Source organism: Quisquiliibacterium sp. (genome assembly GCF_982640115.1).
Genome location: NZ_CEXFHW010000171.1, coordinates 1 through 8,114 on the forward strand (window position 1 = coordinate 1; position 8,114 = coordinate 8,114).

Annotated in this window: 7 protein-coding genes; 5 read left to right on the forward strand and 2 right to left on the reverse strand. The window is 71.5% G+C overall.

Going from position 1 to position 8,114, the window contains the following annotated elements; genetic code table 11:
- Positions 1-125 precede the first annotated feature (125 nt).
- Entirely contained in the window at positions 126-887 is a 762-nt protein-coding gene (locus AC2H6A_RS15820; protein ID WP_484274663.1) for an ABC transporter ATP-binding protein, read from the reverse strand.
- Entirely contained in the window at positions 880-2,136 is a 1,257-nt protein-coding gene (locus tag AC2H6A_RS15825; protein WP_484274664.1) for a lipoprotein-releasing ABC transporter permease subunit, read from the reverse strand. Before AC2H6A_RS15825 ends, AC2H6A_RS15820 begins: the two co-directional genes overlap by 8 nt.
- A 66-nt stretch (positions 2,137-2,202) precedes the next feature.
- On the opposite strand from AC2H6A_RS15825, the gene AC2H6A_RS15830 reads away from it, so the two are divergent.
- From AC2H6A_RS15830 to AC2H6A_RS15850, 5 genes are all read left to right on the forward strand, one after another.
- On the forward strand, positions 2,203-3,234 hold the full coding sequence (locus AC2H6A_RS15830; protein ID WP_484274665.1) for a hypothetical protein: 1,032 nt from the start codon (positions 2,203-2,205) through the stop codon (positions 3,232-3,234).
- On the forward strand, positions 3,231-4,949 hold the full coding sequence (recJ, locus tag AC2H6A_RS15835) for a single-stranded-DNA-specific exonuclease RecJ (RefSeq protein WP_484274666.1): 1,719 nt from the start codon (positions 3,231-3,233) through the stop codon (positions 4,947-4,949). Before AC2H6A_RS15830 ends, recJ begins: the two co-directional genes overlap by 4 nt.
- 51 nt (positions 4,950-5,000) lie before the next feature.
- Positions 5,001-5,990, forward strand: coding sequence for an ExeA family protein (locus tag AC2H6A_RS15840; RefSeq protein WP_484274667.1), 990 nt, complete (start codon positions 5,001-5,003; stop codon positions 5,988-5,990).
- Between the two features lie 123 nt (positions 5,991-6,113).
- A protein-coding gene (gene prfB, locus AC2H6A_RS15845; protein ID WP_484274668.1) for a peptide chain release factor 2 occupies positions 6,114-7,218 on the forward strand; the annotation gives its coding sequence in 2 pieces (ribosomal slippage) (positions 6,114-6,194 and positions 6,196-7,218; 1,104 coding nt in all).
- 4 nt (positions 7,219-7,222) lie between these two features.
- Positions 7,223-8,114, forward strand: an 892-nt coding sequence (locus AC2H6A_RS15850) for an amino acid--tRNA ligase-related protein (RefSeq protein ID WP_484274669.1), incomplete at its 3' end; no start/stop codon positions are given.

Genomic DNA, 8,114 nt, shown 5'->3' on the forward strand with positions numbered 1-8,114 from the left:
CACGACGATCAGGCCCACGCCCGCGGCCAGCGCCTGCCGGCGCAGCAGCAACGCCTCGCCGGCGAACTCCGGCGCATCGAGGTGGCAGTGGGTGTCGACCAGCACGGCGGCCGGCGCGATCCGGCTCAGGCCGGTGAGAGCACGCCGTCGCGCAGCGCCAGCACGCGATCGGCGCGGCCGGCGAGTTCGCCGTCGTGGGTGACGATGATGAAGGCCGTGCCCGACTCGCGGCCCAGCGACTCGATCAGCGAGAAAACCTGCCGCGCCGTGGCGCGATCGAGATTGCCGGTGGGCTCGTCGGCGAGCACGCAACGCGGCCGGGTGACCAGTGCACGGGCCAGCGCCACCCGCTGACGCTCGCCGCCCGAGAGCTCACCCGGCAGGTGCGCAAGCCGGGCGCTCAGACCCACCTGCTCGAGCACGGTGGCGGCCTCGCGGCGCGCCTGCGCGGTCGGCAGACGCCGGATGCGCAGCGGCATGGCGACATTGTCGATGGCACTGAACTCCGGCAGCAGGTGATGGAACTGGTAGACGAAGCCGAGCAGCCGGTTGCGCCGGGCGCCGCGCTCGGTCTCGCCCAGGCCCGAGACATCCTGGCCGTCCCAGCGCACCTCGCCGGCACTCGGGGTATCGAGCCCGCCCAGCAGATGCAGCAGCGTGCTCTTGCCCGAACCGGAGGCGCCCACGATGGCCACCCGCTCGCCGGGCCGCACCGCGAGCGAGACCCCGTTGAGCACCTGCACCCCGAGCCCGCCGTCGTCGTAGCGCTTGCACAGGCCGGTGCAGGCGAGCACCGGCACCTCGGCCGCGGGGCCGGCCACGGCGCCCGCGTCCGCGGCCGCCCGGGCGCCCGCACCGTCGGAGGACATGGCCGCCGGCTCACTCATAGCGCAGCGCCTGGGCCGGTCGCACCTGCGAGGCACGCCAGCTCGGATAGAGCGTGGCCAGCAGCGCCAGCGTGCACGAGACCGCGGCGATCAGGCCGACATCGGGCCAGCGCAGATCGCTGGGCAGATGGCTGATCACATAGATGCCCTTGGGCAGCACCTGGAAGCCGAACAGGCGTTCCACCGTACCCACCACCCCGTCGATGTTCAGCGCGAGCAGCACGCCGCCAGCCACACCCAGCCCGGTGCCGAGCAGCCCGACCACCGCGCCCTGCACGATGAACACCGCGAGGATGCTGGCCGGGCTCGCGCCCAGGGTGCGCAGGATGGCGATGTCCGACTGCTTGTCGGTCACGGTCATCACCAGCATGGAAATCAGGTTGAAGGCCGCCACCGCGATGATCATCGTGAGGATGATGAACATCATGCGCTTCTCGATCTCCACCGCGGCAAACCAGTTGCGGTTCTCGCGCGACCAGTCGCGCACATGGAACTCGGGCCCCAGCACCGCCGAGAGCTCGCGCGCGATGGCCGGCGCGGCCATCATCTGCGAGGTCTTCAGGCGCACGCCGCTGGCGCCCTCCACGCGGAACAGGCGGGCGGCGTCCTGCAGGTGGGTGAGCACCAGGGAGCTGTCGTACTCGTAGTGACCGGAGTCGAAGATGCCGGTGACGGTGAACTGCCGCAGCCTCGGCACCACCCCGGCCGGCGTGGTGGTGCCCTGCGGCGCCACCAGCGCGATGCGGTCGCCCACCTGCAGCATGAGCTGGCGGGCCATCTCCACCCCCACCAGCGCACCGAACTCACCGGGCACCAGACCCGACAGCAGCTTGCCCGACGGGCCCGCGAGAAAGTCGGCCACCGCCGGTTCGCGCGCCGGATCGATGCCGCGCACGATCGCGCCACGCACAGTCTCGCCCCGCGCGATGATGGCCTGTCCGACCACGAAGGGCGCGCCGGCCACCACCCGCGGATGCGCGGCGGTACGCGCCAGCAGCCCCGACGGATCGTCCAGCCCGGCCTGCGGCCCGTAGACCTCGATGTGAGAGAGCACCGACAGCATCCGGTCGGTGACCTCCTTCTGGAAGCCGTTCATCACCGAGAGCACGGTGATCAGCGCCGCCACCCCGAGCGCAATGCCGGCCACCGACATGGCCGAGATGAACGAGATGAAGCCATCGCGCCGGCCCGCCCGACGGCCGGCCCGCGTGTAACGAAGCCCGATCTGGAGTTCGAACGGAAACGGCAAGGCTGGTGGCTTCAGGAGACGGCGGGCGAGTGTGCCATAGAATCCCCACCCTTCCGACGGCCGCCCATGAACCCGATCACCCTGCTGTGCGCTGGCGCCGCGCCCGACGCCGACCCGGCCGGCGCGCTTCGTCTGCCTGCGGGCAGCGCGCTGCGGCGCCTGCTCGCGGGCGGGCGCATCGTTCAGGACCGCCAGCTGCCCGGTGATCCCCTGCCCGAGTTGCCCGAAGACGACTGGCTGCGTGCCGAGTTCGGTGTGCCGGCAGGCAGCGCGATCCAGGCCTTCACCGGCGCAGGCCTCGGGCTGACGCCGCCGTGGTGGGGACTGCGTCCCTGCCATCTGCATCTGGGCATCGATCACGCCCTGCTCACCGACCCCGCGCAGCTCGCGCTCGACCCGGCCGAGTCCGCCGAACTCGCGCACAGCGCCGCGCCGGCCTTCGAGGCCGCGGGGCTCGCCCTGCAGGCGCCCCGGCCCGAGGCCTGGTTCGCGCTGGGCGCGCCCTGGGCGCTGCAGGCCTGGCCCTGGACGCTGGCCAGCGGCCGCCATGTGATCGCGTACCAGCCCGCAGGGCCGGCAGCACGGGCCTGGCGGCGCCTGCTCACCGAGGTGCAGATGGGCTGGCACGAGCATCCCGTCAACCAGGCCCGGGAACAGGCCGGCAAGCGCCCGGTCAATGCGCTATGGCTCGACGGCTTCGTCGCCGCACCGCTCGCCGCGCGCAGCCGTGGCCTGCTGATCACCCGCTGCCCTGCCCTCACCGGTCTGGGCGTCGCCGCCGGCTGGCAGGTCTGCCCTCATGACCAGCCGCTGCCCGACTGGGGCAGCCACGCAGGACCGGTGCTGGTCGATCTCGATGCCTGGCGAGCGCCGCGACGCCTGGGCGACACCCAGGCCTGGGCGCAGGCCTGGATGCAGGCCGATGCCTGGCTCGAAGGCCCGCACTGGCGCAAGCTGCGCGCCGCCGCGCCGGGCACGGTACGGGTGGTGCTCACCGGCGAGCGCCGCAGGCTTACCCTGGCCGCCGACCCCGGCTGGCGCTGGCGCTGGTGGCGCCGCTTCGACGCGCTGGCCGCGCTCGCCCCGCCCCCGGCATGAGCGCCACCCCGCCCCGCCTGGTCACCCGCAGCGCCCCGGCGCAGGCGCAGCAGCAGCTGCTCGCCGCGGGCCTGCACCCGGTGCTTGCACGGGTGTATGCCGCGCGCGGCATCGCCGGCGCCGACGAGCTGAACGCGGCACTCGGCGACCTGCTGCCGCCCGACGGGCTGCTCGGCATCGACCACGCGGCGCAACGGCTCGCCCGGGCGATCGCCGCACGCGAGCCGATGCTGATCGTGGCCGACTACGACTGCGACGGCGCCACCGCCTGCGCGGTGGGCATCCGCGGGCTGCGCGCCCTGGGCGCGGTGGTCGACTTCCTCGTGCCCAACCGGCTGGAGCACGGCTACGGGCTCACCCCGCCAATCGTCGATCTGGCCGCCGCGCATCCGCGGCTGGGCCGTCCGGCGCTGATCATCACGGTGGACAACGGCATCGCCAGCCTCGAGGGCGTGGATCGGGCTCGCGCGCTGGGCATCGATGTGGTGGTCACCGACCACCACCTGCCGGGCGATGCGCTGCCGCAGGCCGCGGCCATCGTCAATCCCAACCAGCCGGGCTGCGGCTTTGCCAGCAAGCACCTCGCCGGGGTGGGCGTGATGTTCTACCTGCTGCTCGCGCTGCGGGCGCTGCTGCGCAGCCAGGGCGCCTTTCGCGATCGGCCCGAGCCCGCGCTGCAGGCGCTGCTCGATCTGGTCGCCGTGGGCACGGTGGCCGACCTGGTCCGCCTCGATCGCAACAACCGGCTGCTGGTGTCGGCGGGCCTGCGCCGCATCCGTGCCGGTCAGGCGCAGGCGGGCGTGCGCGCGCTCTTCGCGGTGGCCGGGCGCGAATGGCGCAGCGCCGGCTGCCAGGACATCGGCTTCGGCGTGGGCCCGCGCATCAATGCCGCCGGCCGGCTCGCGGACATCTCCCTGGGCATCGAATGCCTGATCACCGATGACGAAGACCGCGCCCATACGCTGGCCGCCGAGCTCGACGCCATCAACCGCTCGCGGCGCGAGCTCGAGGAGCGCATGCGCGACGAGGCGCTGGCCGCCGTGGGCGAGCCGGCGGCCGGCGCGGTCACGCTGGTGGTGCACCGGCCCGACTGGCACGCCGGCGTCGTCGGTCTGGTGGCCACCCGGCTGAAAGACCGCCACCACCGACCCACCCTGGCGCTGGCGCCAGCCGGCGAGCCCGGCTGCCTGCAGGGTTCGGGCCGCTCGATCCCCGGCGTGCACCTGCGCGACGCGATCGACCTCGCCGCCAAGCGTGCGCCGGGCGCGGTGCTGCGCTTCGGCGGACACGCCATGGCCGCAGGTCTCACCTTGCGAGCCGATGCACTGGAGCGCTTCAGTGCCTGCTTCGAGCAGGCCGTGGCCGAGCTCGCCGACCCCGGTGCGTTCTCACCCGAACTGGCCACCGATGGCGCACTCGCGAACCAGCCGATCGATCTCGATCTGGTCGAGGCGATCGACCGCGCCGTCTGGGGCCAGGGATTTCCGGCGCCGATGTTCGCCGACGAGGCCGAGGTGCTCGGCCAGCGCCTGCTCAAGGAGCGGCACCTTCGGGTCGATCTGCGCATCGGCGGGCAGAACTTCGCCGCGATCGCATTCGGCCGTACCGAGTTGCTGCCACGCCGCGCGCTGATCGCCTACCGCCTCAACCGCAACGACTGGGGCGGTCGCGCCTCGCTGCAGCTGCTGATCGAACAGGTGGGTGCTCCGCCCTGAGCGTGATCAAGTTCCGCGCCCGGCGGCAGCCTGCAGCCGATAATCGGCGGCATGTATCTCGCGCACTTCGGGCTGCAGCGCCTGCCATTCGACAATGCCAACGAACCCAGGCAACTGGTGTTCCCGGGCACGCGCCACGAGACCGCCCGTTCGCTGCTGCACCTGATCGCCCGCGAGAGCGGCTTCATCCGCCTCATCGGCGAGACCGGCACCGGCAAGACCACGCTGTGCCGCTGGCTGCTGCGCAAGCTGCCCCCGGATCGCTACCGGGTGGTGCATGTCACCGACCCCATGCTCAGTCCGCGCCTGATCGATGTCATGCTGGCCGAGAAGCTGGGCATGACCATCCATCGCACCGATCCACGCCGCATGCGCGCCGATCTTCGCGACCGGCTCAACCACAGCGCCGTCTCGGGCGAGAAGCTGATCGTTCTGATCGATGACGCGCAATCCATGCCGCTCGAAACCCTCGAGCACCTGCGCCTGCTCGGCCAGGGCGTGGGCCGCGGCGGCAATGCGCTTCGCCTGGTGCTGGTCGGGCCGCCGGAACTCGACCAGCGTCTCGCGCTCGAGGCCTTCATGGCGCTCAATGACCGCATCGCGCATGGCCTGCGCCTGAACCGGCTGTCGCGCGACGAGGTGCATGAATACCTCCACGGCCGGCTGCGCAATGCCGGCTACGATGGACCGCGCATCTTCTCGGTGGGCGCGGTGCGCGCCGTGGCCGTGCTGTCGCGAGGCCTGCCCGACCGCATCAACCTGCTCGCCGACAAGGCCCTGATGGCGGCCTCGCTCGCGCATGCGTTCGAGGTGCACACCCGCGATGTGCGCGCGGCGGCGCGCGAGCTGCGGCTGAGCCAGCCGGAACCGCGCCGGCGGCTGCGGCTGTTCTCGCTGCCGCTGGGCGCGGGCTTTGCGGCCGGCGTCACCAGCGCGCTGGCCGCGGTGGCGCTGGCCCTGCACTTCTGCTGGATGGGCTCGAGCAAGTGCGAGCCGCGCAGCAGCGTCGGCGGCGCGCCCTACTCCCAGGCCCAGCGCTGAGCGGCGACCGGGCCGGCACGCGACGGCCTGCCTGCGATCGGCCATCAGACCGATCACCCCCCAGGCTCCCTATAATGGCCGGTTTCGCACCGATGCGTCCCCTGGGACGCCAGACAGGATCCCATGGAAGCCGAACGCCTCAATGCCCTCGCCGCCCTGATCGCCGACCTTCGCCGTCGGGTGATCGAACTCCGGGGGTATCTTTGACTTCGATGTCAAGCGTACCCGCCTGATCGAAGTCGACCGCGCCCTCGAGGCGCCCGATGTCTGGAATGACGCCCAGCGCGCCCAGGATCTCGGTCGCGAGAAGAAGATGCTCGAATCGGTGGTGCTGCGCATCACCGAGCTCGACGCCGGCCTCGCCGATGCCGATGAACTCTTCGGCATCGCCCGCGAGGAGGCCGATGAAGCCACCCTCGAGGCCGTCGAGTCCGATGTCGCCGGCCTGCAGCAGCAGGTCGAAGCGCTGGAGTTCCGGCGCATGTTCGCCAACCCGGCCGACCCCAATCCCTGCTTCATGGAGATCCAGGCCGGCGCCGGCGGCACCGAGGCGCAGGACTGGGCGCAGATGCTGCTGCGCCAGTACCTGCGCTACTGCGAGCGCAAGGGCTTCCGCACCGAGGTGCTCGAGGAGACCGAGGGCGACACCGCCGGCATCAAGGGTGCCTCGCTGAAGGTCGAGGGCGAGTACGCCTACGGCTTTCTGCGCACCGAGACCGGCGTGCACCGGCTGGTGCGCAAGTCGCCCTTCGACTCCAGCGGCGGTCGGCACACCTCGTTTGCCTCGGTGTTCGTCTACCCCGAGGTCGACGACTCGATCCAGGTCGACATCAACCCGGCCGATCTGCGCATCGATGTCTACCGTGCCTCGGGCGCGGGCGGTCAGCACGTGAACAAGACCGAATCGGCGGTGCGCATCACCCACCTGCCCACCAACATCGTCGTGCAGTGCCAGAACGACCGCTCGCAGCACCGCAACAAGGACGAGGCGATGAAGATGCTGCGCGCGCGCCTGTTCGAGCTCGAGCTGCGCAAGCGCCGCGCCGAGCAGGACAAGGTCGAGGCCAGCAAGACCGACATCGGCTGGGGCCACCAGATCCGCTCGTATGTGCTCGACCAGTCCCGCATCAAGGACCTGCGCACCCATGTCGAGATCAGCAACACCCGCAGCGTGCTCGACGGTGATCTCGATCCCTTCATCTTCGCCAGCCTGAAGCAGGGCGTCTAGGACCATGACCGAACCCTCCACCGCGCCCGCCGCCGACGAGAACCAGATCATCGCCGAGCGGCGCGCCAAGCTCGCCCGCCTGCGCGAGGCCGGCCCGGCCTTCCCGAACGACGCCCGGCCCGCCGACCGGGCCGGACCGCTGCTGGCCGCGCACGAGGCGCTCAGCCGCGAAGCGCTCGAGCAGGCCGCGGTGCGGGTCTCGATCGCCGGTCGGCTGATGCTCAAGCGGGTGCAGGGCAAGGCCAGCTTCGGCACCGTGCAGGACGCCACCGGGCGGCTGCAGCTCTGGATGAACGACGAGGGCGTGGGCCCGGCGGCCCACGAGGCCTTCAAGCACTGGGATCTCGGCGACATCGTCGCCGCCGAGGGCGTGCTCTTCAAGACCATGAAGGGCGAGCTCTCGGTGCGCTGCAGCGCGGTGCGGCTGCTGGCCAAGTCCCTGCGGCCGCTGCCCGACAAGTTCCACGGCCTGCACGATCAGGAGACCCGGTATCGGCAGCGCTATGTCGACCTGATCGTCAATCCCGAGACGCGCCGCACCTTCGTCGCGCGCAGCCGCGCGCTGGCGGCCATCCGAAGCTTCATGACCGGGCACGGCTTCCTGGAGGTCGAGACCCCCATGCTGCACCCCATCCCGGGCGGTGCGGCGGCCCGGCCCTTCATCACCCACCACAACGCGCTCTCGCAGGACATGTACCTGCGCATCGCCCCCGAGCTCTACCTGAAGCGCCTGATTGTCGGCGGCTTCGAGCGGGTCTTCGAGGTCAACCGCAACTTCCGCAACGAGGGAATCAGCCCGCGCCACAATCCCGAGTTCACCATGATGGAGTTCTACGCCGCCTACACCGACTACCGGTGGCTGATGGACTTCACCGAGCAGGTCATCCGCGACTGCG

Coding starts and splice junctions, on each gene's coding strand:
- AC2H6A_RS15820 (WP_484274663.1), bottom strand. CDS start 887: ATGAGTGAGCCGGCGGCCATGTCCTCCGACGGTGCGGGCGCCCGGGCG.
- AC2H6A_RS15830 (WP_484274665.1), top strand. CDS start 2,203: ATGAACCCGATCACCCTGCTGTGCGCTGGCGCCGCGCCCGACGCCGAC.
- recJ (WP_484274666.1), top strand. CDS start 3,231: ATGAGCGCCACCCCGCCCCGCCTGGTCACCCGCAGCGCCCCGGCGCAG.
- AC2H6A_RS15840 (WP_484274667.1), top strand. CDS start 5,001: ATGTATCTCGCGCACTTCGGGCTGCAGCGCCTGCCATTCGACAATGCC.